The sequence below is a fragment of the Streptomyces sp. NPDC058796 genome, from assembly GCF_042745235.1.
In the GTDB taxonomy this organism is placed as follows: Bacteria; Actinomycetota; Actinomycetes; order Streptomycetales; family Streptomycetaceae; genus Streptomyces.
On record NZ_JBHYOP010000009.1, the window covers coordinates 253,286 to 277,789 of the forward strand.

The window sequence follows — 24,504 nt, forward strand, 5'->3', positions numbered from 1 at the left end:
TGCGCCCACCCCCCGCGGGGTCGCGCCGCGGTGTGGGGGGGGTGGTCGGGGGACCATCGCGCCCCCCCGCCGCGGGCCCGGGGGGGTGCGGTGGGTACGGCGCCGTACCCACCGCTCGCCCGTCCGCTCACCTCGCCGCCGCTCTCCCCTCCCCGGCCCGGCGCCCGCGCCGGTGGGCGATCTCGCCCAGCACCACGTCGACCGCGACGAACACGGCCAGGGGGATGCCGAGCAGTGGCACGAACCAGCCGAGGACGGCCACCGCCGCCAGCAGCGGGACGAGCAGCGCCGGCGGGACGTGCTGCCACGCGCCGCGCGGGACCGGGCGGCCGAAGGCCGGGCCCCGGCCACGCTGCCACCACATGCGGTAGCCCCAGACGATGAGCAGGACCAGACAGGCGGCCAGCAGCATCAGGACGATCTGGTTGGGCAGCCCGAACAGGCTGCCGGTGTGCAGGTCGATGCCCCAGCGGCTGAGCTTGGCGAGCACCGGGTAGTCGGCGAAGCGCAGTACGTCGGTCACCTCGCCGGTCGCCGGGTCAACGGCGACCGAGTCCTGCTTCTCGGGCCAGCTGCGCTGCACCTGCTTGACGACGTAGGCGGAGGACGCGTCGGCGGGCGGGACGATCTCCACGGGGTCGCCCAGGCCCTCGGCGCGCGCGGCGGCCAGGACCTTGTCGAGACCGACGCCGTGCGCGGCGTCCCCGCCGGCGCCCGCCGCCGCGCCGTGGCCCGCGTGCTCACCGCCCCCGGCGGCCGACGCCGACACGGACGGGGTGGTCTGACCGAGCGAGACGCGTAGCTCCTCGATGTTCGCGCCGGCGTACGTCGACCAGGTCAGGCCGGTCGCCGAGAGGAAGACGAAGCCGGCCGCGACCCAGGCGCCGACCGTGCCGTGCAGGCCCAGGGTGCGGCGCCGGCCGCTGGTGCCGCGCAGCCTGCGCCGGGCCCGGCGGCGGGAGAACCACAGCACCAGGCCGCCGCCCGCGATCACCCACAGCCAGCTGGCGGCGAACTCGCTGTACAGACGGCCGGGTTCACCCAGGTGCAGGTCCCGGTGGAACTCGTCGATCCAGGTGCGCAGCGGCAGCGCCCCGGTCGATCCGTACTGCTCCAGCGCGCCGCGCACCTCGGCGGTGTACGGGTCGACGAAGACCGCGAGCGTGTGGTCCGGGTCCACGCCCGGGGCGCCGGACAGCAGCACCCTGGTGGTGGCGTCGGCCTCGGGCGAGGGCCGAACGGCCGACACCGTGCCCTCGGGATGGGCCTTGCGGGCGGCGGCGACCTGCTCGGAGACGGGCAGCTTGCGGTCGCCCACGTCCGGGACCGTCAGCTCGTGCGCGTAGACCATCTTCTCGGCCGGGAACGAGGCGGCGTACAGGAAACCCGTGGCCGCCGCGACCAGCAGGAACGGGGCCACGACGAGGCCGGCGTAGAAGTGGAGGCGCAGGACGAGCGGGCGCAGCGCGGACCACCCGCCGGGTCTCGGCGGCGGGGTCGCCGGCCCTGGGGCCTCATCGGTGGGGGTTGGGGAGGTGGTCGTCATCGATGGCGCTCCGGGGCGTCGTGGGGACGGGGGGTCCCAGTGGTCGGAGCCGGAGCGCGTGAGGTTCCCCAGCGGTGAGGTGACGTGCGCCACAGCGCTGGTGGCGATGGGTGCTGTGGGCCGTGGCATCCTGGCGCGATGGGAACTCCGAGTGACCGCACGCCTCTTGCCGAGCGTGTGGAGGAACTGCTCCTTGCCGGTGGGCCGTTGCCGATCACCGAGGCCGGTGACCCCGTGCTGCGGCGCGCGGCCGAGCCGTTCGACGGGCAGTTGGCGCCGCCGCTGCTGGCACGGTTCGTCGAGGCGCTGCGTCTGACCATGCACGCCGCGCCGGGGGTCGGACTGGCGGCGCCGCAGGTGGGGGTGCGGCTCAGGATCGCGGTCATCGAGGACCCGGCGCCGGTGCCTGAGGAGGTGCGGGCGGCCCGGGGGCGGGTGCCGCAGCCGTTCCGGGTGCTGGTCAATCCGTCGTACGAGCCCGTCGGGGACGTCCGGGCCGCGTTCTTCGAGGGCTGCCTGAGCGTGCCGGGCTGGCAGGCGGTGGTGGCGCGGCACGCTCGGGTGCGGCTGCGGGCGCGGGACGAGCGGGGGCGGGAGGTGGACGAGGTGTTCTCGGGGTGGCCGGCGCGGATCGTGCAGCACGAGACGGATCATCTCGACGGGGTGCTGTATCTGGACCGGGCGGAGATGCGGTCGCTGGCTTCGTCGCGGGCGATGGCTCAGTGGTGGGGGCAGGTCACCCCGGAGCGGGCGGCGGGGGAATTGGGATTCGGGCTGCCGGGGGTCTGAGGGGCGGCTGCGGGGGCGGCGGGCTGCCTTTACCACCGCCCACCCGTGCCGCCCCCGGGAGTACCTCCCGGGTCAGTTGTCGCGGTAGGCCTCCAGCAGTCGCAGCCACGCCTCGCTGATCGTCGGGTAGGACGGGACCGCGTGCCACAGGCGGCTGATCGGTACCTGACCGGCGACGGCGACGGTCGCGGAGTGGATCAGTTCGCCGACGCCGGGGCCCACGAAGGTGACGCCTCGGACGATCTCGTCCTCCAGGTCGACGACCATCCGGGCGCGCCCCTTGTAGCCGTCGCCGTAGAGGCTCGCGCCGGCCACCGTCGCGAGGTCGACGTCGACGGCACGGACCCGGTGTCCGGCCCGCTCGGCGTCGGCGAGGGAGAGGCCGACGGACGCCGCTTCGGGGTCGGTGAACACCACTTGGGGCACCGCGTCGTGGTCGGCGGTCGCGGCGTGGGCTCCCCAGGGGCCCGACTCCAGGTCCGGTTCGCCCGAGGCGCGGGCGGCGATGGCGGCGCCCGCGATGCGGGCCTGGTACTTGCCCTGGTGGGTGAGGAGCGCGCGGTGGTTGACGTCGCCGACGGCGTAGAGCCAGTCGTGGCCCTCCACCCGGAGGCTGTCGTCGACGGTGAGCCAGGCGCCGGGTTCCAGGCCGACGGTCTCCAGGCCGATGTCGGCGGTGCGGGGCGCGCGGCCGGTGGCGAAGAGGATCTCGTCGGCCTCGACGCGGTCGCCGGTGTCGGTGACGGCGACGACGGTGCCGTTCTCGCGGACCACGGACTCCACGGAGGTACCGGTGCGGATCTCGACGCCGGCCTCGGTGAGCGCGTCGGCGACCAGTTCACCGGCGAACGGCTCCATGCGGGCGAGCAGGCCGTCGCCGCCGCGCACCAGGAGCGTCACCCTGGAGCCGAGGGCCTGCCAGGCCGCGGCCATCTCGACGGCGACGACCCCGCCGCCGACCACGATGAGCCGCCCCGGCGCGCTTTCCGCGCTGGTGGCCTCGCGGCTGGTCCAGGGGCGCGCTTCGGCGAGGCCCGGCAGGTTCGGGAGGGCGGCGCCGCTGCCGGTGCAGACGGCGACGGCGTGCCGGGCGGTCAGCGTCCGGCGGGTGCCGTCGGGGGCGGCCACCTCGACCGTGCGCGGTCCGGCGAGCCGCCCGTGCCCGCGGTACAGGTCGGCACCGATGCCCTCGACCCACTGGACCTGGCCGTCGTCCTTCCAGTGGGAGGTGAACTCGTCGCGGCGGGCGAGGACGGCCGTGGCGTCCAGGGGCTCGCTCGCCGGCCCGCTCAGGCCGGGCAGGCGGCGGGCGTCCGCGCGGGCGATGACGGGGCGCAGCAGGGCCTTGCTGGGCATGCACGCCCAGTAGGAGCATTCGCCGCCGACCAGTTCGCTCTCCACGATCGCGGTGGTCAGACCGGCCGCGCGGGTGCGATCGGCGACGTTCTCCCCCACGGGGCCCGCGCCGATCACGACGACGTCGTACGCGATGGAATCCGTTTGCGTCATGGGGTCAGTCTGGTGGGTGGTGTGCGACGTGGCCACATGGGTACGTGCGCGGAATACCCACCAGGTCGGCAGTGTTGTGCCGACGGTTTACGCACCCGAACCCAGGAAGAGGGTCACACCATGAGCAGCACCGTGGAGCTCACCAAGGACAACTTCGACCAGACGGTCACGGACAACGAGTTCGTCCTGATCGATTTCTGGGCGTCGTGGTGCGGTCCGTGCAAGCAGTTCGCGCCGGTCTACGAGAAGGCCGCCGAGGCCAACCCCGACCTCGTGTTCGGCAAGGTGGACACCGAGGCGCAGCCGGAGCTGGCGCAGGCCTTCGGCATCCAGTCGATTCCGACGCTGATGATCGTCCGGGACCAGGTGGCCGTGTTCGCGCAGCCGGGCGCGCTGCCCGAGGAGGCGCTGACCGACGTCATCGGCCAGGCCCGCAACCTGGACATGGACGAGGTCCGCAAGGCGGTCGCCGAGCAGCAGGCGCAGGCCGGCGGGCAGGACGGTCAGTAGGAGCCGGTCAGCTCGACTCCCGGTGCACCACCGCCGCGCCCAGCACCTCGTGCCGCTCGGGCGCGGCGCCGGGGTCGTGGACCGCGCGGTCGACCAGCGCGGCCAGGTCGCGGCCGGAGGGCAGCTCCAGGTGGACGGTGCTCAGCCGGGGCCGCAGCAGGCGCCCGAGCATCAGGTCGTCGGCGCCGATCACGGCGGTGTCGCCGGGGATGCGGACGCCCTCGTCCTGGAGGGCGCGCATGAGCAGCATCGCGTACTCGTCGTTGTAGGCGAACACGGCGTCGAGGCCGAGTGAGTCCCAGCGGGCGGCCAGCCGGGCGGCGGCCCCTTCGTCGTAGGCGAGGGGCAGCTCGGTGACGGTGGCGTCCGTGTCGCGCACGGCTCGGCGGGCGCCGGCCAGGCGGGGCGCCGAGAAGACCTCCAGGCCGTCCTCCGCGGGCACGACGACGCCGATGCCGCGGTGTCCGCGCTCGTGGAGGTGGCGGACCGCGCTGTGCCCGACGATCTCGTGGTCCATGAGCAGGGCGTGCGCCCCGTCGACGGCCTCGTGGCCGAGGGTGACGACCGCCCGGGCGCCCGAGCGTTTGAGGATCTCCACGCCTCGCGGCCCCAGCCCGGCACCGGGGACGAGGACGGCGACCGGGCGGAGTTCGGCCCAGGCGCGGGCCGCCTCGTCGCCGTACAGGCCGGCGCCGCCGTACTGCACGACCGTGTAGTCGAGGCGGCCGAGGGCCCCCTGGAGTTCGCTGAGGAAGCGGCTGTAGAGCGGGCCGGCCGGGAAGGACGGCGCGGGCATCAGGACGGTCCGGCTGTGTCCGGCGCGCAGGGAGCGGGCGGCGGCGTGCGGTACGTATCCGAGTTCCCTGGCGGCCTCGTGGACGCGGCGGCGGGTGGGCTCGCTGATCCGGACGGCGCTGGTGTTGTTCAGGACGTAGGAGACGGTCGCGCGCGAGACGCCGGCCAGGCGGGCCACATCGGCGCTCGTGGGGACGGAGCGCGGTGCGAGGGACTCGGGGGCGGGCGGTTTCGGTATCTGCACCATGACGTACGGCATCTTGGCAGAGGCCGCGAGGGGCGCGCCGGGCGGGGCGGCGTCGTCCGGACCGGACGAACTTCCTTACCGGGGCGGGCCGGTGGCCGACTCAGGCCGGGGTCTCGGTGCGGGTCACCCGCGCGACCAGGTCCAGCCAGCCCTCCCGCAGCCGCTGCGGGGGCACCCCGCACTGTTCGGTGAGGTGGTGGACCAGAGCGGCGTCCAGGTACGCCAGCAGGGTGTGGGAGAGCAGCTCGCTGTCCGCGTCCGGGACCGCCTGCCGCAGCAGCAGCGCCACGTGGCCGCGCAGGAAGAGGCGCGGAGCGGACGTGTAGCGGCGTTCGGCGCTCGGCTCGGCGGCCAGCTGGAGTTCCAGTTCGTCGATGGAGCGGCGCAGCATCGCGCAGCCGAAGGCGCGCAGCCGCTCGACGGGCGGGGCGCCGGGCCCCAGGGGCGGCGGGCCGCCCAGGATCGCGGCCTGGAACTTCTTCTCGGAGTGGTCGAGCAGTGCCATCAGCAGGCCGGTGCGGTCGCCGAAACGGCGGAAGACCGTGCCCTTGCCCACCGAGGCGGCCGCGGCCACCGCCTCCATCGTGACGGCGGCGGCGCCGTGCTCGGCGACCAGCCGAGCGGCGGCCTCCAGCAGCCGTGCCCGGTTGCGCGCGGCGTCGGCGCGCAGGCAGGGCTCGTCCGCCTCGGCCCCCGTGCCGAGCTGCAGCAGCTCGGGCGGGCCGACGGTCTCCTCGGGCTTCGGGAAGGGCGGCAGGGCGGCGGACATGAAGCCAGCGTAAAGCATCGGGAAGAAAACTGGACCGCGGTCCGTTTGGGATGTTAGAACTTAAACGGACCCCGGTCCGGATCGTTACGGCAGTGTTTCAGCAGCGTCTGCGCCCGCAGCGCCGCGCCATCAGTGGGAGTACTCATGTCTGTCCGCATCCTTGCGCTCGTCGGCAGCCTTCGCGCCGGTTCGCACAACCGCCAGCTCGCCGAGGCGGCCGCCAAGTTCGCGCCGGAGGGCGCCGAGGTGCAGCTGTTCGAGGGGCTGGCCGACATCCCCTTCTACAACGAGGACATCGACGTGGAGGGCAACGTCCCGGCCGCCGCGGTGAAGCTGCGCGAAGCCGCCCAGGCCGCCGACGCCTTCCTGTTCTTCTCGCCCGAGTACAACGGCACCATCCCGGCCGTCCTGAAGAACGCCATCGACTGGCTGTCCCGCCCGTACGGCGCCGGCGCCCTCTCCGGCAAGCCCGCCGCCGTCGTCGGCACCGCTTTCGGCCAGTACGGCGGCGTGTGGGCGCAGGACGACACCCGCAAGGCCGTGGGCATCGCCGGCGGCAAGGTGATCGAGGACATCAAGCTCTCCATCCCCGGTTCGGTGACCCGCTTCGCCGAGACCCACCCGGCCGACGACACCGAGGTCGCCGCCCAGCTGACCGAGGTCGTCACCCAGCTGCTCGGCCACGCCGACGAGGCCGTCGCCGCCTGACGGCAGCGCCGCACCCACGGGACCGGAGCCGCGCACGGCTCCGGTCCCGACGTGTGTCAGGCCACCGCCGTCACCGCCAGCGAGCGCAGTTCCTCCAGCGCCACCGCGACCGCCGGACGCCGGTGGCCGCCGCTGCGGGTGCAGGTCAGCAGCTTGCGGTGCGGCCGGCCGGCGCAGGGCACCCGCACGATCGGCAGCCGCGGAGCCAGCCGGGCGAGCCTCGGGACCAGCGCCACGCCGAGCCCGTTGGCGACCAGGTGGCCGGTCACGTTCCAGTCCCGCGCGAGGTGGACCACGTCGGGCGTGAACCCGGCGGCGCCGCACGCCGACATCACGTGTGTCCGGCAGGGGCTGTCGGCCACGGGGGCGATCCAGGGCTCGTGCGCGACATCGGCGAGGTCGGCGCCGTCCCGTCCGGCCAGCGGGTGGCCCTCCGGGACGACCAGGTCGAACGGGTCGTCCATGAGCGGCCGCTGGTCGAAGCGCGCGTCCGCGGCCGGCGGGTTGGACGGGGTCGCCTCCACCACCGCCAGATCCGCCTCCCCCTCGAAGAGCAGGTCGAAGCTCTCCCCCACCTCGACCTCCCGGATCTGCACCGACAGCCGTGGATGCCGCTCACGCAGCCGCGCGGCCATCGGCGCCAGCAGCACCGCGACGGCCACCGGGAGCCCCGCCACCCGCAGCGGCCCGGCGGGCATCCCCTCTCCCGCCCGCAGGTCGAGCTCCGCCTCGTCCCAGCGGGCCTGGATGGCGTCGGCGTGCGCGAGCAGGCTCTCGGCGGCCGGGGTGAGCCGCACGCCCCGGCCCTGCGGCTCCAGGAGGTCGACACCCAGGTCGCGGGCGAGCTGCCGGATCTGCTGGGAGGCCGCGGACGGGGTGAAGTGCAGGGCGCGGGCCGCCGCGGTGACCGTGCCGTAGTGGGAGACGGCCCTGAGGACGTGCAGCCTGCGCAGGTCAATCATGAAGTGCACGCTTCACGGTCGAGTCCGTAAAGTCAACCTGGACGTGAACGGATCCGGGACCGCACGCTGTGTGTGTCGCAACGGTCGATCAAGCCACGAGGAGAAGCCATGTCCAGCACGACCGGTGTCGCCTGCCCGCACTGCGGGTGGCCCGACGGTGCCGAACCCTTCCAGGTGCTGTCCGCGCACCCCACCGCGGCGGGCGGCACCCTGTGGACCCGGTGCGCCTGCGGCTCGCTGCAGGCCCGCGTCGTCGACGGCCACGGCACCCGCGTCGTCTCGCGCGGCAGGCCCACCCCGGCGGGCTGCTGAGGCGATGGCCGGGCCGGCCGGGGCCACCCTGACAGGTCCGAGGTTCACGCGGCGGCCGCCGCCCCGTTGACTGGTCACGCCGACAAGACGCGACCTCACGGGAGTACGCATGCGCCGCAGGAAGAGCCTCGTCAGGGCGGGCCTCGCCGCCACCGCCTCCGCCCTGGCCCTCACGGCCGCCGGCTTCGCCGGGCCCGCACAGGGCGCACCGACGGCGGCCGGTGTGGACTGCGACGGCTGGGTGCACAACAACAATCCGGACCACGGCATCGCCGGCTGCAGCAACAACACCGACCGGACCATCACCTTCCGCGCCGAGGTGGTCTGCGGCTGGGCACCCGACGTCTCGGGCCAGTGGGTGACGCTGGCGCCCGGCCAGTACGGCGAGTCCTCGGGCGTGTGCGCGATCTACAGCTCGGGGGTCGGCAGCGTGGGCTGGACCATCCAGTAGAACGGGTCAGGCGTCCCGTTCCTCCTGCCGCCTCGCGGCCACCAGGCTGGTCACCGTGGTGACCGCGAGGACGAGCACGATGAAGCCCAGGGAGAACGGGATGCCGATCTCGGGGACGTGGACCCCGGACTCGTGCAGGGCGTGCAGCACCAGTTTCACGCCGATGAAGCCGAGGATGACCGACAGACCGTAGGAGAGGTGGACCAGCCTCTTCAGCAGTCCGCCGATGAGGAAGTACAGCTGGCGCAGGCCCATCAGGGCGAAGGCGTTGGCCGTGAAGACGATGTACGGGTCCTGGGTCAGGCCGTAGATCGCGGGGATGGAGTCCAGGGCGAACAGGACGTCGGTGGAGCCGATCGCCAGCATCACGACCAGCATCGGGGTCATGACGCGCTTGCCGTTCTCCTCGATCCACAGCTTGGTGCCGTGGTAGCGGTCGGCGACCCCGAAACGGTGCTCGATCGACTTCAGCAGCTTGTTCTCCTCGTACTCCTCGTCGTGGCCGCCCTTGCGGGCGTCCTGGACGAGCTTCCAGGCCGTCCAGATCAGGAAGGCGCCGAAGATGTAGAAGACCCAGGAGAAGGCGGAGATGATCGCCGCGCCGGCCGCGATGAACGCGGCGCGCAGCACCAGGGCCACGATGACGCCGACCATGAGCACCCGCTGCTGGTACTCGGAGGGCACCGCGAACTTGGCCATGATCAGGACGAAGACGAAGAGGTTGTCGACGCTGAGGGACTTCTCGGTGATGTAGCCGGCGAAGAACTCGCCTGCCGGGGCGCCGCCGGCGGCCACCCACAGCCCCACGCCGAACAGACAGGCCAGGACCACCCAGACGGCCGTCCAGATCCCCGCCTCCCGGATCGACACGTCGTGCGGCTTGCGGCCGATGAAGAAGTCGGCGGCGACGAGGACGCACAGGCCCGCGACGGTCAGCAGCCAGACCGTGAGCGAAACGTTCACTGGTGCTCCTGTTGCGGTGGGGGACGAAAGCGGGGGCCGGACCACGGACAGGTTCTTGGACAGGGTGTTTCCACGGGGCGGCGCAGGCAACCCGGCACCGTGCCCGATCCGCGCGGCCGCGCGATCCGCGCACCGCGGCCGGCGGGCCGGCCCACTCCGATCCGACGGGAGCCCCGGATGACCACTGCCCCCTCCCCTCCGCACCATGCCCTGCCGGGCCCGCGCATCGGCGTGCTCGGTTCCTACGGCGGCTTCAACACCGGCGACGAGGCGATCCTCACCTGCGTCCTGAGCTGTCTGCGTGCCCAGCGGCCCGGCGCGCGCCTGGTCGTCATGAGCCGCAACGCAGAGCACACCCGCGCCCATCACCCCGACGCCGACGAGGTGGTGCCCTGGGAGGGGGTCAGCCGCAACCACGTCCTGGACGTGCTGCCCGGGCTGGATCTGCTGGTGCTGGGCGGCGGCGGAATCCTCTACGACGGCGAGGCGCGGCGCTACCTGCGGCTGGTGCGCGCCGCGCAGACCCGGTCCGTGCCGACCTTCGCGTACGCCGTCGGCGCCGGGCCGCTGACGGACGCCGAGGACCGGGACGCGGTGCGCACCGTACTGGCGGACATGAACGACGTCGTGGTGCGGGACGAGGAGTCCCGGCTGGTGCTGGAGGAGGTCGGCCTGGAGCGCGAGGTCACGGTCACCGCCGATCCGGCCCTGCTGCTGGGGCCGGAGGCGTTCACCGAGGCCATGATGCGCGACGAGGGCATCCCCTCGGGCGCCCGGCTGGTGGGGATGTCGGTGCGCGAACCGGGCCGGGCCGCCGAGAAGCTGGACGAGGGCGACTACCACGCGCTGCTCGCCGACGTCGCCGACTTCCTGGTGCGGCGCCTGGACGCGCACGTGGTGTTCCTGCCGATGGAGCGGCACGACGTACGGCACGCGCACGCCGTGCTCTCCCACATGACGGCACCGGACAAGGGCCGGATCCTGCACGGCGACTACAGCCCGGGGCAGGTCCTCGGCTTCACGCGCCACCTGGACGTGGCCGTCGGCATGCGCCTGCACTTCGTGATCTTCGCGGCGCTCAGCGGTGTGCCGGTGCTGCCGTTGCCGTACTCCGGCAAGGTCTTCGACTTCGCGCGCCGGCTGGGCGCCCCGGCGCTGGTGGGCGTGGCGCGGGAGCAGGCCGGACTGCTGCTGGCCGAGGTGGACCGGATGTGGGACGAGTACCCGAACCGCCGGGACGACCTGCGGGCGCGGATGCGGGAGCTGTCCGCCGCGGCGCGGGAGACCTGCGTACGCTGCGGCTCCCTGCTGGACAGCCTCGACGAGGGCAGGGCGGGGCCGGGCTCCCGGGCGGCCGGGTACGCCCCGTACGCCGTCGAGCCGCGCCCCCTGCACGCCTGACCCCGCACAGCGACACCCGCGAGGAGAGCGATGCCGGTCCTGGAAGAGCCCCGCGAACCCCGTGAGGTCACGCTGCCGCCGCGAGCCGCCCGGCACGGGGGCCGGTGCGACGTGCTGGTGGTGGGCGGCGGACCCGCCGGGTTCGCCGCCGCGATCGGCGCGGCCGACGCCGGGGCCGACGTGGTGCTGGTCGAGCGGTACGGGTTCCTCGGCGGCAACGCGACCGCTGCGCTGGTGATGCCGCTGATGTCCTTCCACAACGAGCACAAGCAGGCGGCGTTCACCGAGGCCGGGGACACCTCCCGGCTGCTGCCCACCGACCACGGCGAGGGCGAGCCGGTCGTCGCGGGCGTCCTCTGGCAGCTGCTCGACCGGCTGATGGGCCGGGGCGGCTGCCTTCCGCCCTCCCCGAAGACCGGGTACACGGTGCCCTTCGACCCGGAGCTGTTCAAGTTCTCCCTGCTGGAGATGATGGACGAGGCGGGAGTGCGGATGCTCTTCCACTCGTTCGCGTCCGGCGCGCTGCCCCTGGACGACGGCTCCGGCTGGAGGGTGGTCTTCGAGACCAAGTCGGGTCCGGTGGTGATCGACGCCGGGGTGGTCGTCGACGGCACGGGCGACGGCGACGTGGCGGCCTCCTGCGGGGCGCCGTTCGAGATCGGCCGGCCCGAGGACGGGCTGGTGCAGCCGATGACGCTGATGTTCCGCGTCGCCGACTTCTCCCGGCCGGACTTCGCCGACTACGTGCGGGACCATCCCGGCCAGTGGCGTGGTGTGCACGGCCTGTGGGACCTGATCGAGGAGGCCAGGGCCGCCGGCGAGCTGCGGCTGCCGCGCGAGGACATCCTCTTCTTCGCGACCCCGCACCCGCGCGAGGTCGCCGTCAACAGCACCCGCGTCAACCGGGTCCTCGGCACCAGCGTGTGGGACCTCACCCGCGCCGAGTACACGGCCCGGCGCCAGCTGGCCCAGATCGACCGCTTCCTGCGCACCCGTGTGCCGGGATTCGAGGAGTCGTACGTGGTGCAGAGCGGCACCCACATCGGCGTGCGGGAGAGCCGGCGCGTCCTCGGCGACTACCAGCTGACCGGCCACGACATCCTGGCCGCGCGCACCTTCCCGGACGTGATCGCGCACGGCGCCTATCCGGTCGACATCCACAACCCGCGCGGCTCCGGCACCGTCCTCAAGCGGGTACCGCAGGGCAGTTTCTACGACATTCCGCTGCGCTGCCTGGTCCCCCGGGGCACGGAGCGGCTGCTGGTGGCCGGGCGCTGCATCTCCGGCACGCACGTGGCGCACTCGTCGTACCGGGTCATGCCCATCGCGATGGCGACCGGTCAGGCGGCCGGGGTGTGCGCCGCGCTGACCGTCCGGCACGGGCGCGGGCCACGCGGCCTGCCGTACCGGATGGTCCAGCACGAACTGCTGCGGCAGGGGGCGCGGCTGCGCACCTGACGCCGCGCGCCGTCAGCTCGCCCAGTCCAGGAGGCGGTCCCGGGTCTCGGGGGCGCGCAGGTGGTCGAGGGAGGCCTTTTCCAGCTGGCGGACGCGTTCCCGGGTCAGGCCCACCTGCTGGGCCACCTGGTGCAGGGTGCGCGGGCGGCCGTCGTGCAGGCCGTAGCGCAGGCTGAGGATCATCGCCTCGCGGGGCGCGAGGGTGCCGACGGCCTCCCGCAGCTCCGCCGCCAGCGCCTGGAACTCGGCGACCTCGGGGGCCTGGAGCACCTCGCTGTCGGGAATGAGGTCGCCGACGACGGTCTCGCCGGTCTCGTCGACCGGGGTGTCGAGGCTCACGGCGTCCCGGCCGACGCGGCGCAGCCAGACGACCTTGTCCCCGTCGATGCCGCTCTCGGCGGCCACCTCGTCGGCGGTCGGTTCGCGGTCGAGGCCCGCCCGGAGCTTCCGTTCGACCTTGGCGAGCTTCTGCAACTGCTCCACGACGTGCACCGGCAGCCGTACCGTACGCGCGTGCGTGGCCAGGCCCCGCTCGATGGCCTGGCGGATCCACCAGGTGGCGTACGTGGAGAACTTGAAGCCCTTGGTGTGGTCGAACTTCTCCACCGCCCGGATCAGGCCGAGGTTGCCCTCCTGGATGACGTCCAGCAGGGGCAGTCCGCGGTGGGCGTGCCGTTTGGCCATCGAGACCACGAGCCGCAGGTTCGCCCGCACCATGTGGTCCTTGGCGGCCTGGCCGTCGTGGACGGTCTCCTCCAGGGCGCGGCGCCGTCCGGGCGTGGGGGCGGGCTCGCCGGTGTCGGCCGACTCCAGTTCCTCCATGGCCCGGACGCCGGCCTCGATGCGCTGGGCGAGCCGCACCTCGTCCTCGGCCGTCAGCAGCGGGGTGGCGCCGATCTGCGCCAGGTACTGGCCGAGCAGGTCGGGTTCCTCGTCGGGTTCGGGGATGCGGCTGCGCAGCCGTGCGGTGCGGGCGGGGGCACGGCGGTCCTCGGTGCCGGCCCCGGGTGTTCGTGCCAGGGGAGCCATGTCGCTTCCTCCTCGTCCCCTCCTCGGGCTCTCGGGTCAGTGCGGGGCCGTCCCGGTGCGTTCGTGCCGCAGTCTGCGCAGTACGACCACCAGGTCCGCCGCCGCCAGCAGTGCGAACGCCGCGCAGACTACGGCGAGGACGATCAGGCTGCCGCGTCCGGGACTGTCCCCGGCTCCCGCGTCCGCGGCCCACACACCGAAGTACGCGGCTCCGGCCAGGAACAGCGGCAGGAAGACGGCGGACAGCACCAGGCGGAGTCCCAGCGGGCTCTGTGCCGTGACCGGTTCGGTGCCGGTGCGCGGGTGACGGCGGCCGAACGCGCCGGACCGCGCTCGGGAGGCGGAGTGCGTGGCCCCGTGGAGGTGGCGCCGGTCGTTCATGCGTGCCTCCTGCGTGAGGCGGTCCGGTGTGTCAGTGGCCGGGTGCGGCCCTGCTGATGTCCGCCAGGGCGGACTGGGGGTCGTCGGCGGCGGCGAGGTCGCCGAGGGTGACCACGCCGACCGGGACACCGCCGTGTTCGACGACCGGGAGCCGCCGGACGGCGTGGTGCCGCATCAGCTCGGCCGCGCGGTCGGTCGTGTCGTCCGGTCCGAGGGTGACGACCGGCGGGGGCGAGCACACCGAGCCGACCGTGGTGGTGTCGGGGTCGCGGCCGTCGGCGACGCCCCGGAGCACGATGTCGCGGTCCGTGAGCACGCCGAACAGGTCGCGGTCGTAGGTCACCAGGACGTCGCCGACGTCCTCCTCGCGCATCAGCCGGGCCGCCCGCGTCACGGTGGTCATGGGCTCGACGGCCACGGGGGCGGGTGACATCACATCTCGTATCCGTGTCATGATCGCGCCTCCAGGTCGATCAGGGCCAGTCCGATCTCGGGGTGGTGGGTCTTGGCCAGTTCCGCCGGGCTGTCCCGGACGACGACCTCCAGCGTCGGCCAGACCCGGCCGGACAGCAGGTGTCCGCCGCGGGTTGAGCCGTCGGACAGACCCAGTACGGCGTGCAGGTGCGGGGCCGGTACCCCGTCGGCGAGGGCGATGTCCCCGATCAGGGACAGCACCTCGCACTGCTCCTCCACCGGGATGTGACGGTAGTCCTTGGCCTGCCGGTCGAACCAGCCGACGACCGCCTCCGAGAAGGCGCCCACGGCGGTCACCTGGGACGCCCCGAGGGACCGGTCGCGGGCGAAGGCGGTGAGCTCGGCGACCGCGTCCTCCCCGGGGTCGAGCACCACCACGTACACCGCGGACGGTCCGTCCTGCACCTGTCGCCACTTCATGCCCGCCGGGTACCCGACGGGCAACGGGGCAACCCCGGGGCGGCGGCGTGACGGTCTCACGCGTCGAGTGCCCGGCGGATCGCGGCGAGCCACGTGCCGACCGGCCCGAAGGTGAGCAGCCCGCTGCCCGCGCCGGCGATCTCGCCGGCGGCGGGCAGCAGCCTGTCGTACGTCCGCTCCAGGGCCGCGCGGTCGCCGAGCCCGAGGGCGAGCGCGGCCTCGGCGCAGCACAGGGCCTCGTACAGCAGGTCGGGCGGCGGCTCGGCGAGGGACCGCAGGGCCGTGCGGGCCTCGGCCGCCCGGCCGTCGGCGAGGAGCGCGAACGGTTCGGCCCAGGGCCGGTACGGCCCCCAGTCGGCGCGCGGATCCACGTCGGCCGGCCTGCCGCGGGACAGGCGCAGGCCCAGCAGGGCGAGGGGCAGCAGCCCGCGTTCCAGGCCCGGCATGCCCGCGCCTTCGAGACGTGCGGCGGCGGACCGGTAGGCGGCCTCCGTACGGTCGTACGGGCTGCCGGTGACGGCGTGGCGCAGGGCTCGGTACCACTCGGTGAAGACGCCCACCAGCGGCCGTTCGTGCCGCTCGGCCAGCCGGTCCACGGCGGCGGCGTGCTCGTCGGCGGTGGTGAGGTCGGCGAGGGCCGAGCGGGCCTGGAGCCGGATGAGGTGGCCGAGGACCAGGTGGTTGACCAGGCCGTGCCGGGTGGAGAGCGCGACGAGTTCGGCGCCGATCGCGTCGCGGCGCGGGGCCAGTCCCGCGGTGGTGCAGGACTGCATGAAGGCGCCGTTGAGGGCGAAGGCGAGCAGTGCGGCGTCGTCGAGGCGGCGGGCGATGCGCTCGGCCTCGTGGGCGGCCCGGGGCCCGCGCGGGGACCGCACGCCGCGTGACTCCAGGGCGACGGTGGCCAGCAGGCGGCAGCGTGCCGCGTCGGCGGTGGTGTCGTCCGGCAGGGCGGCCAGGGTGCGTTCGGCCGCCGCGACGATCCGCCGGGCCAGTCCGGGGTCGTCGCCGCGGGTCCAGTTGGCGGGCACGTCGTAGGCGCCGATGACGCGGGCCGTCAGCTCCGCGTCGCCCGTCTCCTCGGCCGCCGCGACCGCCGCCATGCGCTGCTCCCGGGCCGCCTCGAGTCCGCCGCCGCCGGTGACCGCGAGGCCGCGCAGCAGGCCGACGGTGGACTCGAGGCGGGCGTGGGCGCCGGCGGCGACCGCGCGGTCGTACGCCTCGGTCGCGCGGGCCCACAGCCGGGCGGCCGCCTCCGCCGGTTCGCCGGGCGGGTCCAGCTCCGGGTCCTGGGCGAGGACGCGGGCCTCCAGGCGGCGCAGCCCGGACCCGGGGTCGACGCCCAGGTGGGCGGCGAGCAGGTCCCGGGCCCGGCGCAGCACCGCGAGGGCGTCCGCCTGGCGTCCGGTCCGGTACAGGGCGAGGGCGAGCAGCCGCCACGCCTCCTCGCGCCAGGGGTGCTCGGTCAGGTGCGCGTCGAGGTCGGGGACCGCCTCGGCGGCGCGGCCCGCGTCCACCAGGAGCTCCGCCCGGCGCTCGACCGCGCGCAGCCGCAGTTCGGTGAGCCGGGAACGCTCGCCGCGGGCCCACTCGGCCCCGGCGAAGTCGGCGTACGCCGGACCCCGCCACTGTCCGAGCGCGGCCCGGATGCGGTCCGGGGCCTGGGCGGCGGGCAGCCGGTCGGCCTCGGCGACGGCCGCCTCGAAGCGCCACGCGTCGACGGCGTCCGGGGCCGCGCGCAGGGCGTACCCGGGTCCTTCGGTGACGAGGAGCCGGGCCGGGGTGCGCGGCGGACGGCCGGGCTCCAGAGCGCGGCGGAGGTCCCCGACGAAGGTGCGCACCGCGCCCACGGCCCTCGGCGGCGGTTCGTCCCACAGGTCGTGGACGAGGCGGTCGAGCGGGACGACCCGCCGCCGGGCCAGGACCAGCCGTGCCAGCACCGCGCGGTGCCTGGGGCCCTTGAGGGCGACTCCGGCGCCGGCGCGTTCGGCGGTGACCGGTCCCAGCACGCCGAAGGTGACCGCTTCCATGTCCGCCCGCTCCGATCCGCACCGCTGCTCGCCGGTCACCACGGTACGCGTGCCGACGGATGCTGATCCGTTGCTGATTCGGGCCCGTGAGGCTGGGAGCAGTCACCAGCACGCCGGGGAACAGGCACGGCGTGCGTCGAAAGGCATGGAGCAGCCATGGCACCGACCATCCCCGATTTCACCTACGACCGCGTCACGGTCGCCGACGGCGTCGCCCTGAACGTGGCCGTCGGCGGCTCGGGCAGCCCGCTCGTCCTGCTGCACGGTTTCCCGCAGACCCACCTGATGTGGCGGCACGTCGCCGCCGACCTCGCGGCCGACCACACGGTCATCTGCCCCGACCTGCGCGGCTACGGCGCCAGCGACAAGCCGGCCGATCCCGGCGGCACCGCCTACGCCAAGCGGACCATGGCCGCCGACGTCGTCGCCCTCGCCCGCGCGCTCGGACACGAGCGCTTCGCGCTGGCCGGTCACGACCGGGGCGCGCTGGTCGCGGTGCGGGCGGGACTGGACCACCCGGACACGGTGACGCACCTGGCCGCGCTGGACGTGCTGCCGACCCTGGACATGTGGGACGTGCTGCACGGCACCTCGGCGGCGGTGGGCTTCCACCTCTACCTGATGGCCCAGCCGCCCGGGCTGCCGGAGCAGCTGATCGGCGCCGCGCCCGACGCGTTCTTCGGCCACTTCCTCGACGTCTGGACCCGCGATCCGGACGCCCTGCCCGCCGACGTACGCGCCGCCTACCTGGAGGCGTCCCGTGCGGCGGTGCCGTCCATCGTGGCCGACTACCGGGCCTCCGCCGGCATCGACGTCGACCACGACCGGGCCGACCGCGAGAGCGGGAACCGGCTGCGGATGCCGGTGACCGTCCTCCAGCAGGGCTGGGGCGCGGCCCTCGGCTACGACGCCGCCGCCCTGTGGCGGAGCTGGGCTCCGGACCTGGCCCACGAGACCGTCGGGTGCGGCCACTTCATGGCCGAGGAGGCACCGGGCGAGGTCGCCGGTGCGCTGCGGAAGCTGCTGGCGCGCTAGCGGGACGGCGGGGCCGGCACAGAGCGGACCGGCGTACAGCGGACCGATGCACAACCGTGGGTTGTACAGGGGGCCCGGCCCGTTGTTTGATCCGCGGGTGCCGTGCTCGCTTGGATGTCGGGCGTGTCGGTGTCGGGCGTGGTGAGTGGCAGGAGGTCGCTGGGGCGGCCGTTCGGGTGGTTGTGGGCGGCGTACGCCGTCAGCACGTTCGGCACCCGGCTGGCCTTCGACGCCTTCCCGCTGATCGCGGTCGTGGTGCTGGACGCCGGGCCGCGGCAGGTGGCGGCGCTCGCGGCGGCCGGGCTCGCGGTGGGCGCGGTGGTGGCGGTGCCGCTGGGCCCGTGGGTGGAGTTCCGGCGCAAGCGGCCGGTGATGGTCGCGATGGATCTGGTCCGGTGCGCGGTGCTGCTGAGCGTGCCCGTCGCGTACGCGTTCGGCCGGCTCTCCCTCGCCCAGTTGCTGGTGGTGTCGGCCGTCATGGCCGCGGCCGACATCGCGTTCCGGGCCGCCGCCGGTTCCTGTCTCAAGGCGCTGGTACCGCCGGGGGACCTGCTGAGGGCGAACGGCCGGTTCGAGGCGACCACCTGGACCGCGACGATGCTCGGGCCTCCGGCCGGCGGCGCGGCGATCGGGCTCTTCGGCCCGGTGGTCACGGTGACGGTCGACGCGGTGAGCCACCTGCTGTCGGCGCTGGGCGTCCGCGCCGTCGGCGGTGGCGAGCCGCAGCCGGTCCGCACCGGCCCGGCCCGGCCGCGGGCGGGTGACCTGCCGGCCGGCTGGCGGTTCATCCTCACCTCGCCGGGACTGCGCCCGCTGTTCCTGAACACGTTGCTGGTCAACGGCCTGATCATGGCCACGGCTCCGCTGCTCGCCGTCCTCATGCTGGGCGATCTGGGCTTCGCGCCCTGGCAGTACGGCCTGGCCTTCGCGGTGCCGTGCGCCGGCGGGCTGCTCGGCTCGCGGCTGGCCGGCCCGCTCGTGACGCGGTTCGGGGACCACCGGGTGCTGGTCGCCAGCGGGGCGCTGCGCGTGTGCTGGTCGGTGGGCCTGGCCTTCGTCGGTCCCGGCACCGGCGGACTCGTCCTCGTGATGGCCGTCGAGTTCGGTCTGATCACCTGCGCGGGCGTGTTCAACCCGGTGTCCGCCACGCGCCGCCTCGACCTGACGCCGGCGGACCGGGTCGCCCGCACCCTGACCGCCTGGACCGTCAGCGCCAGGCTGACGACCGCGGCCCTGACCGCGCTGTGGGGCCTCCTGGCCGGCCTCACGAGTCCGCGTACGGCGATCGCGCTGGCGGGAGTCCTCCTGCTGGTGACTCCCCTGCTGCTGGTGTGTCCCGGACGAGGGCCGGGAAGCGGCGGCGGGCCTCGGCGAACAGCGCCGGGTACTCGGGGCCGTGGGTGACCGCGGCGGCGAAGAGGGCGCCGAGTGCGGCGCGCAGCGGGTCCGGTTCGGCCGCGGCGAAGAGGGCGGGCAGGGCGGTGGTCCGCCGCAGCGGGTTGCCGCTCCCGTCCGGCGGGGCGGCCGCGCCGCACCGGGTGCGGGCGTCGGCGAAGAAGCGTCCCCAGACCCGCTCCGGGTCGCCGAACGGGTCGGGCAGGGGCTCCCCGCGGTCCAGTGCGGCCAGCGCGGGCGTGATCCAGTCGATGCCGTCGAGCCCCGCCTCGGTGAGCGCGCGGTGGGCGGCCCAGCGCGCGAGGCACCGCTGCGTCCTCGGGCACACGGCGTCGACGGCGTCGATCAGTTCGCGGTCGAGCGGCACCAGTCCGCGTGCGTCGCCGCCGGCCTCCCTGACGCGCCGGCTGGGCAGCCGGCCGCCCCAGGAGAGGGTTTCCCGGTCCCCCGGCGCGGTCTCCTGCCCGGCCGCCGGGAGACTGCGGGCGTGCCGGTGCCAGTACGCGGCGCTGCCGGAGGTCTGCCGGACGACGAGGTCCGGGGCGGGCGGGGCGGGCCAGAACTGCAGCAGATAGTGGTCCACCGGCGCGCCGCCCTCCAGCACGGCGAGCTCCTCGTCCCGCCCCCGGTCCATGCCGCGCCCGCAGTAACGCACCCGGTGGTCGGTCGGCAGCAGGTCCAGCGCGCACAGCGGACCGTCTCCCCACGGCAGGACGACCGCCGGGGCGCCGGCCGGCCGGAAGGACACCTCCACGGCCTCCTCCCAGGCCTCGTCGAGCGGCGGGGCCGCCCCGTGCACCTCGACGGTCAGACCGACCCGGCCGGTGTGCAGGCCCGTGACGAGGAAGAGGTGGCCGGGGACGGCCGCGCCGCACAGTCCGTTGCTCTGCCCGGCGCAGGCCGCCCACAGTGCCGGTCCGTCGTCGTCCCGCCGGCTGTCCACGTAGAACTGCCCGTAGCTGACGTGCAGTTCCCCGCTGTAGACCGTGCGCACGGCATCCCCCTCCTCACGTCCGGCTCACTCGAGGCCACCAGTATGGGGAGGGGGTCTGACAACGGTCCGCCGGCGACCGCGGTCAGCGTGCGCCCGGGACGTCCTCCGTGACGCCGTTGAGCGGCGAGGACGGGTCGCTTCCGTAGGGGCGGGTGAAGGCTTCCATGCCGTGCCCGGACGGGTCGCTGAAGTACACGCCCCGGCCGCCGTCGTTGCGGTTGATGCGGCGCGGGTGCCGGCCGTGCGGGTCGGCCTGGACGGGGACGCCGTCCGCGACGAGGCGGGCGAGGATCGCGTCGAACTCGTCCTCGGAGACGAGGAACGCGTAGTGCTGCACGGGGATGTCGATGTCGACGGTGGCGAAATCGAGGGTGACGCCGTTCGCGGTCGTCACCGGCAGGAACATCCCCGCGGGCTCGCCGACCTCCAGCCCCAGGACGGTGGCGAGGAAGTGCGCGGACTCCTCCCGGCTGCGGGAGAGAACGATGGTGTGGTTGAACTCGACTGACACGGGCAATGCCTCCACGGGCATCTCCGCGGCGCCTCCATGCCTCACCCGGACGGTGACCGGCACGCGATGCCGCGCCGTGGATCCTAGGCGAGGACCGAGCGGGTGTCGACGCCCGGCGAAAATCCCGTGGTAGGCCGAGCGGGTGCCGTGCTTGCATGACGCCATGGTGTCCGCCGACCGTCTTCTCGCCTTCGCGGCGCTGTCACTGCTGATCATCGTGGTCCCAGGCCCGAGCGTGCTGTTCGTGGTCGGCAGGGCGCTCTCCCGCGGCCGCCGCGCCGCGCTCACCACGGTGGCCGGGAACACGCTCGGCTCCTACGTCCTGGTCGTCGCGGTCGCCCTGGGCGTCGGGGCGGTCGTGGAGCGGTCGGCCGTCGTCTTCACGGTGCTGAAGCTGGCGGGCGCCGCCTACCTGGTGCACCTCGGAGTCGGGGCGTGGCGCGAACGCCGCTCCCTGCGGGCCGCGTTCGCCGGTGACGCCGGGTCGGACGAGGACCGGCGGCGCACCTTCTGGGAGGGCTTTGCCGTCGGGGTGACCAACCCCAAGACCATCGTGTTCTTCGCCGCCGTGCTGCCGCAGTTCGCCGACCGGGACCGGGGCGGCGTCGCCGTGCAGATGCTGCTGCTCGGCCTGGTCTTCAACGCCATCGCGCTGGCCTGCGACAGCGTGTGGGGCCTGCTCGCGGCCACCGCGCGCGACTGGTTCGCGCGGTCACCGCGCCGGCTGTCCGCGGTCGGCGGCGCGGGCGGCCTGGCGATGATCGGCCTCGGCGTCACCGTGGCCGTCACCGGGCGGAAGGACTAGGGCCTGTCCGGCGACGGCCTCGGGACACGGCGTTCGCGGCCGTCGCTCAGGTGGACGCCTGGTCGCTGTCCTTCATGGCACCCCAGCCGTGCCAGCGCTCGACCTCGACCCAGGCGCTGACCCGGGGCCGGACGCGGTCCGGGTAGGGGTTGCCCGTGTACTGCCGGGAGAGGCGGTCGATGCCGGAGAGGTCCGCGTCGTCGCGGATGTCGGTGACGCGGCCGATGAGGGTGACGTGCGTGTACCAGTCGTCGTCCGCGAGGACCGTGAGGGTCACCCGCGGGTCGCGGCGCACGTGCTTCAGGCGCACCCGGCCGGCGTCGAAGTTGATCAGGACCCGGCCGTCGTCCTCCCACAGGTACCAGGTGGCCGTGGAGACGGGGGCGCCGTCCGAGCGGACGGTGGCCATGACGCACGGGTTCGGGCGGCGCAGCAGTGCGACGGCCTCGTGCGGCAGCGGGGGCTTGGACATGGTGGCTCCTTGGATCTTGGTCTGTGCCGAGGCTACGTCGGCGTCCGGCTTCTCGCGCACCCTCACCGGTACCCCGGGCGCGGTCAGCCGGACGCCTTCTCCTCGAAACTGGCGAAGTAGGCCGCCGCCATGTCCTCGTCACCGTGCCCCTGCGCCGCCGCGCGCGCCAGTCGCCCGGCTCCGGCGGCGGCCAGGTCCAGGCGGACCCCGTTCGCCTCGCCGGCCTCGACGATGAGCCGGGCGTCCTTCGCAGCGGTGGTGACCGCGAACTGGGCCGGTGTCAGCGCGCCGTCCCGGATCATCCCCGCCTTGGCGCGCAGGTACCCCATGTCGAGCGGGCCGCCGCCGATGGCGTCGAAGAAGGCGTCCGGATCGACTCCCAGCGCCCTGGCGAGCGCAAGGACCTCGCCGGCCGCGTTGGTGGCGGCCAGTACCCAGCTGTTGGCCACCAGTTTCAGCCGGGTGGCGCTGCCGGCCGCGCCGTCCTCGCCGGTCCACACCGTGCGGGAGCCGACGGCGTCGAACACGGGCTCGACGGCGTGCCGGGCGTCGGCCGGACCGGCGGCCAGCACGAGCAGTTGCCCGGCCTCGGCGGGCTGCCGGGTGCCCAGCACCGGCGCGTCGAAGAAGACCAGGCCGTGCTCGTGTGCGAAGGCGGCCAGGTCGGCGACCGCGTCGACGCCGGCGGTGGTCGACTGCGCCCACGCGGTACCGGGACGCAGACCGGGTGCGGCCCGCCGCATGACGTCGAGGGCGGCCGGACCGTCGTACAGCATGGTGAGGACGACGTCGGCGCCCCGCACCGCCTCCTCGGGTCCGCCGGCGACGTGCGCGCCGTCGGCGGCCAGCGGCTCGGCCTTGTCCCGGCTGCGGTTCCAGACGCGGACGGAGTGTCCGGCGCGGACGAGGTTGCGGGCCATCGCGGCACCCATGATGCCGGTGCCCAGGACGCTCACGGTGAGCTGCTCGGTCATGACGTCGGCCTTCTGTGCTCGTACGGTCGGTGGCCGGGGCCGCGGCGTGCGGCCTCCGGTGATCAGCGTGATCAGCCTGCCACCCGCCCGGCGGCGGCGCCCGGTCCGTGCGCCCGCGCGTACGGCGACGGCACCGCGACCGGACGCTCGCACCTCCGCCGGGGCCGCCGTCGGCGTCCCGTACGGTACGGCCGTGCGTTCCTTCGCCGACGACACGGACGACGCCGTTCCCGGCCGTCACGGCACTTTCGCCACCACCGACGCCGATCCCCGGGCCGTGGGCCGGGTGCGGACCGAGCACTCCCCCGCGCACGTCGGCGACCCCGGTCCCGGCGATCGTCTGGACCTGGCTGCCCTACGAGGAGAACGACGGGCGCGGCTAAGCCGCTCCAGTGGAACCGGGGCCGGCACCGGGGGTGCCGACCGGGAGCGGGCCGTGGGACCGGTCCGGGCGGGACTCCTGGGTCGACGTCGACCGGGTGCTGCGGCTGCACGAAGCCGGGATGCGCGCGAGGCGTGCGCCCTGGACCGGATGCGGTTCGACCTCGTTCGGCGGCGGCTTCGGGAGCGCTACGGCTGGAGCTGACCGGGGCGGTCCGTGCCCTCGGGGAAGGCCCGCGCGAACGCCTGGCGGACCGTGCCGCCCGGCGTGCGGTCCAGGATGCCGAACGCCACCCGCTCGAAGGCCGCCGAGAAGCGACCGCCGGGTCCCAGCAGCGTCCGGAAGGCGCCCGCGACCTGGGCGGGGTCGTTGCGGAACACGCCGCAGCCCCAGGCCCCGAGCACGAGCCGCCGGTACCCGTGGGCCGTGGCCGTCTCCAGTACCCGCTCGGCACGCGCGGCCAGGGCGGCGGGCAGTTCGGCGGCGCGCTCGGGGGCCGTGCGCAGCACCACGCCCGCGTTCGGCGCGGCGCAGGTGAGGAAGCCCGCCGTGTGCGGCTCGTCGAGCAGGTCGCCGCGGTCGTCGCGGAAGACGGGGACGGCCGGTGAGTGGATGACGCGGTCCGTGTAGAACGGGTCGCGGTGGGCGCGGTGGTGGTCGTAGAACTCGCGGGCCCGCAGCAGGCAGGTGTACAGCGCGGAGGCCCGGCAGAGGGCCTCCTCCTGGGCCTGGGCGCCGTTGAGGTAGCCGCCGCCGGGATTGCGGGCGGAGGCGAAGTTCAGCACGGCGACCTCGCCGCCGAGCCGGCGGGCGGCCTCCAGGCTGCTCTCGCCGGTCACTTCGAACACCGTCCGCGCCGGGGTCCAGGCCGCCGGCTCCACCGGCTGCGGTCCGTGCGTCCGGGTGCCCTCACGTGCCCCGGCGACCGCGGCCGCCACGGACACCTCTCGTCCGCCGGGTGTGCGGTAGTACCCCGCCGTCACGATCTGCTCGGTCCGCTGTGCGATGCCGCGCAGGCGCGCGCTCATGGCGACACCCCCGTGGACGCCATGGCCGCGCGCCGCGCGGTCTCCCCCGTCGTGCTCATGTGGTGATCCTGGGTGATGCTGGTGCTGCGGTGCAACGGAGTTTCCCGGCCGGGGAACGCCGGGGAAAGCCCTCGGAAACGGACGGGCCGCGGAGACT

General features: G+C 74.5%; 25 protein-coding genes and 1 pseudogene. 11 read left to right on the top strand and 15 right to left on the bottom strand.

Annotation, left to right across the window (positions count from 1 at the left end; genetic code table 11):
• Nucleotides 1-127 precede the first annotated feature (127 nt).
• Nucleotides 128-1,546, bottom strand: a complete 1,419-nt coding sequence (locus tag ACFW47_RS23755) for a PepSY-associated TM helix domain-containing protein (protein WP_386306954.1) — start codon at nt 1,544-1,546, stop codon at nt 128-130.
• Between the two features lie 138 nt (nt 1,547-1,684).
• Here ACFW47_RS23755 and ACFW47_RS23760 point away from each other — a divergent pair, with 138 nt between their 5' ends.
• Entirely contained in the window at nt 1,685-2,335 is a 651-nt protein-coding gene (locus tag ACFW47_RS23760; RefSeq protein ID WP_386306956.1) for a peptide deformylase, read from the top strand.
• A gap of 72 nt (nt 2,336-2,407) precedes the next feature.
• Here the strand turns inward: ACFW47_RS23760 and ACFW47_RS23765 are convergent, their stop codons facing one another.
• Nucleotides 2,408-3,844: a dihydrolipoyl dehydrogenase family protein gene (locus ACFW47_RS23765; protein ID WP_386277705.1), complete on the bottom strand. Its 1,437-nt coding sequence runs from the start codon at nt 3,842-3,844 to the stop codon at nt 2,408-2,410.
• 120 nt (nt 3,845-3,964) lie between these two features.
• Here ACFW47_RS23765 and trxA point away from each other — a divergent pair, with 120 nt between their 5' ends.
• Complete coding sequence (gene trxA / locus ACFW47_RS23770) at nt 3,965-4,354, top strand: thioredoxin (protein WP_386277707.1); 390 nt, start codon at nt 3,965-3,967, stop codon at nt 4,352-4,354.
• A 7-nt stretch (nt 4,355-4,361) separates the two neighbouring features.
• Here the strand turns inward: trxA and ACFW47_RS23775 are convergent, their stop codons facing one another.
• Both ACFW47_RS23775 and ACFW47_RS23780 read right to left on the bottom strand, forming a co-directional pair.
• Nucleotides 4,362-5,396, bottom strand: coding sequence for a LacI family DNA-binding transcriptional regulator (locus tag ACFW47_RS23775; RefSeq protein WP_386277709.1), 1,035 nt, complete (start codon nt 5,394-5,396; stop codon nt 4,362-4,364).
• A gap of 100 nt (nt 5,397-5,496) precedes the next feature.
• Nucleotides 5,497-6,165 (bottom strand): TetR/AcrR family transcriptional regulator, encoded by a 669-nt coding sequence (locus ACFW47_RS23780; protein ID WP_386277711.1) that lies wholly within the window; start codon nt 6,163-6,165, stop codon nt 5,497-5,499.
• 144 nt (nt 6,166-6,309) lie between these two features.
• Between ACFW47_RS23780 and ACFW47_RS23785 the strand changes: the two genes are divergently transcribed.
• Nucleotides 6,310-6,873 (top strand): NAD(P)H-dependent oxidoreductase, encoded by a 564-nt coding sequence (locus ACFW47_RS23785; protein ID WP_386277714.1) that lies wholly within the window; start codon nt 6,310-6,312, stop codon nt 6,871-6,873.
• A 56-nt stretch (nt 6,874-6,929) separates the two neighbouring features.
• Here ACFW47_RS23785 and ACFW47_RS23790 read toward each other — a convergent pair whose 3' ends face one another.
• Nucleotides 6,930-7,835, bottom strand: coding sequence for a LysR family transcriptional regulator (locus tag ACFW47_RS23790; protein WP_386277716.1), 906 nt, complete (start codon nt 7,833-7,835; stop codon nt 6,930-6,932).
• Between the two features lie 108 nt (nt 7,836-7,943).
• Here ACFW47_RS23790 and ACFW47_RS23795 point away from each other — a divergent pair, with 108 nt between their 5' ends.
• Entirely contained in the window at nt 7,944-8,147 is a 204-nt protein-coding gene (locus ACFW47_RS23795) for a hypothetical protein (RefSeq protein ID WP_100047687.1), read from the top strand.
• 109 nt (nt 8,148-8,256) lie between these two features.
• Nucleotides 8,257-8,598, top strand: coding sequence for a hypothetical protein (locus tag ACFW47_RS23800; protein ID WP_386277719.1), 342 nt, complete (start codon nt 8,257-8,259; stop codon nt 8,596-8,598).
• A gap of 6 nt (nt 8,599-8,604) precedes the next feature.
• Here ACFW47_RS23800 and ACFW47_RS23805 read toward each other — a convergent pair whose 3' ends face one another.
• Nucleotides 8,605-9,561 (bottom strand): TerC family protein, encoded by a 957-nt coding sequence (locus ACFW47_RS23805; protein ID WP_386277721.1) that lies wholly within the window; start codon nt 9,559-9,561, stop codon nt 8,605-8,607.
• 177 nt (nt 9,562-9,738) lie between these two features.
• Here ACFW47_RS23805 and ACFW47_RS23810 point away from each other — a divergent pair, with 177 nt between their 5' ends.
• Nucleotides 9,739-10,962: a polysaccharide pyruvyl transferase family protein gene (locus ACFW47_RS23810; protein ID WP_386306958.1), complete on the top strand. Its 1,224-nt coding sequence runs from the start codon at nt 9,739-9,741 to the stop codon at nt 10,960-10,962.
• A gap of 30 nt (nt 10,963-10,992) precedes the next feature.
• Nucleotides 10,993-12,420, top strand: a complete 1,428-nt coding sequence (locus ACFW47_RS23815; RefSeq protein WP_386277725.1) for an FAD-dependent oxidoreductase — start codon at nt 10,993-10,995, stop codon at nt 12,418-12,420.
• Between the two features lie 12 nt (nt 12,421-12,432).
• On the opposite strand, the gene ACFW47_RS23820 is transcribed toward ACFW47_RS23815, so the two are convergent.
• Genes ACFW47_RS23820 through ACFW47_RS23840 form a run of 5 tightly spaced genes read right to left on the bottom strand, consistent with a single transcriptional unit; the run spans nt 12,433 to nt 16,751 of the window.
• Complete coding sequence (locus ACFW47_RS23820; RefSeq protein WP_386277727.1) at nt 12,433-13,449, bottom strand: RNA polymerase sigma factor RpoD/SigA; 1,017 nt, start codon at nt 13,447-13,449, stop codon at nt 12,433-12,435.
• Nucleotides 13,450-13,485: 36 nt separating this feature from the next.
• Nucleotides 13,486-13,830 carry a DUF6343 family protein gene (locus ACFW47_RS23825; RefSeq protein WP_386277730.1) on the bottom strand — a complete coding sequence of 115 codons (345 nt, stop codon included), beginning with the start codon at nt 13,828-13,830 and terminating at the stop codon, nt 13,486-13,488.
• A 31-nt stretch (nt 13,831-13,861) separates the two neighbouring features.
• On the bottom strand, nt 13,862-14,287 hold the full coding sequence (locus ACFW47_RS23830; protein ID WP_386278585.1) for a CBS domain-containing protein: 426 nt from the start codon (nt 14,285-14,287) through the stop codon (nt 13,862-13,864).
• A complete protein-coding gene (locus tag ACFW47_RS23835; protein ID WP_386277732.1) occupies nt 14,281-14,724 on the bottom strand; it encodes a PPC domain-containing DNA-binding protein in 444 nt (147 codons plus the stop codon). The genes ACFW47_RS23830 and ACFW47_RS23835 overlap by 7 nt, the downstream gene beginning before the upstream one ends.
• Before the next feature lie 56 nt (nt 14,725-14,780).
• Nucleotides 14,781-16,751: a BTAD domain-containing putative transcriptional regulator gene (locus ACFW47_RS23840; protein WP_386277734.1), complete on the bottom strand. Its 1,971-nt coding sequence runs from the start codon at nt 16,749-16,751 to the stop codon at nt 14,781-14,783.
• Between the two features lie 156 nt (nt 16,752-16,907).
• Here ACFW47_RS23840 and ACFW47_RS23845 point away from each other — a divergent pair, with 156 nt between their 5' ends.
• Together ACFW47_RS23845 and ACFW47_RS23850 are read left to right on the top strand one after the other, a co-directional pair.
• A complete protein-coding gene (locus ACFW47_RS23845) occupies nt 16,908-17,786 on the top strand; it encodes an alpha/beta fold hydrolase (RefSeq protein WP_386306960.1) in 879 nt (292 codons plus the stop codon).
• A gap of 141 nt (nt 17,787-17,927) precedes the next feature.
• Nucleotides 17,928-19,190 (top strand): MFS transporter, encoded by a 1,263-nt coding sequence (locus tag ACFW47_RS23850; RefSeq protein ID WP_386306962.1) that lies wholly within the window; start codon nt 17,928-17,930, stop codon nt 19,188-19,190.
• 1,067 nt (nt 19,191-20,257) lie between these two features.
• On the opposite strand, the gene ACFW47_RS23855 is transcribed toward ACFW47_RS23850, so the two are convergent.
• A complete protein-coding gene (locus tag ACFW47_RS23855) occupies nt 20,258-20,686 on the bottom strand; it encodes a VOC family protein (protein ID WP_383276036.1) in 429 nt (142 codons plus the stop codon).
• A gap of 163 nt (nt 20,687-20,849) precedes the next feature.
• Here ACFW47_RS23855 and ACFW47_RS23860 point away from each other — a divergent pair, with 163 nt between their 5' ends.
• Complete coding sequence (locus ACFW47_RS23860) at nt 20,850-21,491, top strand: LysE family translocator (protein WP_386277741.1); 642 nt, start codon at nt 20,850-20,852, stop codon at nt 21,489-21,491.
• Between the two features lie 46 nt (nt 21,492-21,537).
• Here ACFW47_RS23860 and ACFW47_RS23865 read toward each other — a convergent pair whose 3' ends face one another.
• Entirely contained in the window at nt 21,538-21,963 is a 426-nt protein-coding gene (locus ACFW47_RS23865; protein WP_386277743.1) for a PPOX class F420-dependent oxidoreductase, read from the bottom strand.
• A gap of 83 nt (nt 21,964-22,046) precedes the next feature.
• Nucleotides 22,047-22,937, bottom strand: coding sequence for an NAD(P)-dependent oxidoreductase (locus ACFW47_RS23870; protein ID WP_386277745.1), 891 nt, complete (start codon nt 22,935-22,937; stop codon nt 22,047-22,049).
• Nucleotides 22,938-23,130: 193 nt separating this feature from the next.
• On the opposite strand from ACFW47_RS23870, the pseudogene ACFW47_RS23875 reads away from it, so the two are divergent.
• Nucleotides 23,131-23,523 (top strand): annotated as a pseudogene (locus ACFW47_RS23875) (type II toxin-antitoxin system PemK/MazF family toxin).
• Here the strand turns inward: ACFW47_RS23875 and ACFW47_RS23880 are convergent.
• Nucleotides 23,508-24,347, bottom strand: a complete 840-nt coding sequence (locus ACFW47_RS23880) for a TIGR02452 family protein (protein ID WP_386277747.1) — start codon at nt 24,345-24,347, stop codon at nt 23,508-23,510. The pseudogene ACFW47_RS23875 and the gene ACFW47_RS23880 overlap by 16 nt on opposite strands.
• Nucleotides 24,348-24,504 lie beyond the last annotated feature (157 nt).

Excerpts from the sequence above, each read along its gene's own strand:
- ACFW47_RS23755 (WP_386306954.1), bottom strand. The coding sequence starts at position 1,546 with ATGACGACCACCTCCCCAACCCCCACCGATGAGGCCCCAGGGCCGGCG.
- ACFW47_RS23760 (WP_386306956.1), top strand. The coding sequence starts at position 1,685 with ATGGGAACTCCGAGTGACCGCACGCCTCTTGCCGAGCGTGTGGAGGAA.
- ACFW47_RS23765 (WP_386277705.1), bottom strand. The coding sequence starts at position 3,844 with ATGACGCAAACGGATTCCATCGCGTACGACGTCGTCGTGATCGGCGCG.
- trxA (WP_386277707.1), top strand. The coding sequence starts at position 3,965 with ATGAGCAGCACCGTGGAGCTCACCAAGGACAACTTCGACCAGACGGTC.
- ACFW47_RS23775 (WP_386277709.1), bottom strand. The coding sequence starts at position 5,396 with ATGGTGCAGATACCGAAACCGCCCGCCCCCGAGTCCCTCGCACCGCGC.
- ACFW47_RS23780 (WP_386277711.1), bottom strand. The coding sequence starts at position 6,165 with ATGTCCGCCGCCCTGCCGCCCTTCCCGAAGCCCGAGGAGACCGTCGGC.
- ACFW47_RS23785 (WP_386277714.1), top strand. The coding sequence starts at position 6,310 with ATGTCTGTCCGCATCCTTGCGCTCGTCGGCAGCCTTCGCGCCGGTTCG.
- ACFW47_RS23790 (WP_386277716.1), bottom strand. The coding sequence starts at position 7,835 with ATGATTGACCTGCGCAGGCTGCACGTCCTCAGGGCCGTCTCCCACTAC.
- ACFW47_RS23795 (WP_100047687.1), top strand. The coding sequence starts at position 7,944 with ATGTCCAGCACGACCGGTGTCGCCTGCCCGCACTGCGGGTGGCCCGAC.
- ACFW47_RS23800 (WP_386277719.1), top strand. The coding sequence starts at position 8,257 with ATGCGCCGCAGGAAGAGCCTCGTCAGGGCGGGCCTCGCCGCCACCGCC.
- ACFW47_RS23810 (WP_386306958.1), top strand. The coding sequence starts at position 9,739 with ATGACCACTGCCCCCTCCCCTCCGCACCATGCCCTGCCGGGCCCGCGC.
- ACFW47_RS23815 (WP_386277725.1), top strand. The coding sequence starts at position 10,993 with ATGCCGGTCCTGGAAGAGCCCCGCGAACCCCGTGAGGTCACGCTGCCG.
- ACFW47_RS23820 (WP_386277727.1), bottom strand. The coding sequence starts at position 13,449 with ATGGCTCCCCTGGCACGAACACCCGGGGCCGGCACCGAGGACCGCCGT.
- ACFW47_RS23825 (WP_386277730.1), bottom strand. The coding sequence starts at position 13,830 with ATGAACGACCGGCGCCACCTCCACGGGGCCACGCACTCCGCCTCCCGA.
- ACFW47_RS23835 (WP_386277732.1), bottom strand. The coding sequence starts at position 14,724 with ATGAAGTGGCGACAGGTGCAGGACGGACCGTCCGCGGTGTACGTGGTG.
- ACFW47_RS23840 (WP_386277734.1), bottom strand. The coding sequence starts at position 16,751 with ATGGAAGCGGTCACCTTCGGCGTGCTGGGACCGGTCACCGCCGAACGC.
- ACFW47_RS23845 (WP_386306960.1), top strand. The coding sequence starts at position 16,908 with ATGGCACCGACCATCCCCGATTTCACCTACGACCGCGTCACGGTCGCC.
- ACFW47_RS23860 (WP_386277741.1), top strand. The coding sequence starts at position 20,850 with ATGGTGTCCGCCGACCGTCTTCTCGCCTTCGCGGCGCTGTCACTGCTG.
- ACFW47_RS23865 (WP_386277743.1), bottom strand. The coding sequence starts at position 21,963 with ATGTCCAAGCCCCCGCTGCCGCACGAGGCCGTCGCACTGCTGCGCCGC.
- ACFW47_RS23870 (WP_386277745.1), bottom strand. The coding sequence starts at position 22,937 with ATGACCGAGCAGCTCACCGTGAGCGTCCTGGGCACCGGCATCATGGGT.
- ACFW47_RS23880 (WP_386277747.1), bottom strand. The coding sequence starts at position 24,347 with ATGAGCGCGCGCCTGCGCGGCATCGCACAGCGGACCGAGCAGATCGTG.